Source organism: Halomonas sp. SIMBA_159 (genome assembly GCF_046536035.1).
GTDB classification, from domain to species: Bacteria; Pseudomonadota; Gammaproteobacteria; order Pseudomonadales; family Halomonadaceae; genus Vreelandella; species Vreelandella venusta_A.
On sequence record NZ_JAWJBT010000783.1, the window covers coordinates 1 to 264 of the forward strand.

Consider the following 264-nt stretch of genomic DNA (forward strand, 5'->3'; position numbering starts at 1 on the left):
TCAGCGGAGCAGACCATGACCACCGCGATTCGCCCTTGTCAGACTCCGGAACCGCATCGTGCGAAAGAGAGCCGCCGAATGAGCAGCCCCCTCCCCATCGACGACAGCGAGCGGTACTTCCTGCGGTACGACGAGGCGGCGGAGTTCGTCCACATGGTGGCCGGGGCCACAGTCTCCGCCAACCTCATCCGGCGGTGGGTCCGAGAGGGCGTGCCGAGCTATGAAAAACCTGCCTCCCGCTACTACCTTCAGGCGAAACGGATC

The 264-nt window shown here is 64.4% G+C and carries 1 protein-coding gene; it reads left to right on the forward strand.

Going from position 1 to position 264, the window contains the following annotated elements:
* Positions 1–15: 15 nt before the first annotated feature.
* The coding region (locus R0J87_RS21350) for a hypothetical protein (RefSeq protein WP_498888800.1) at positions 16–264 on the forward strand (249 nt) is incomplete at its 3' end.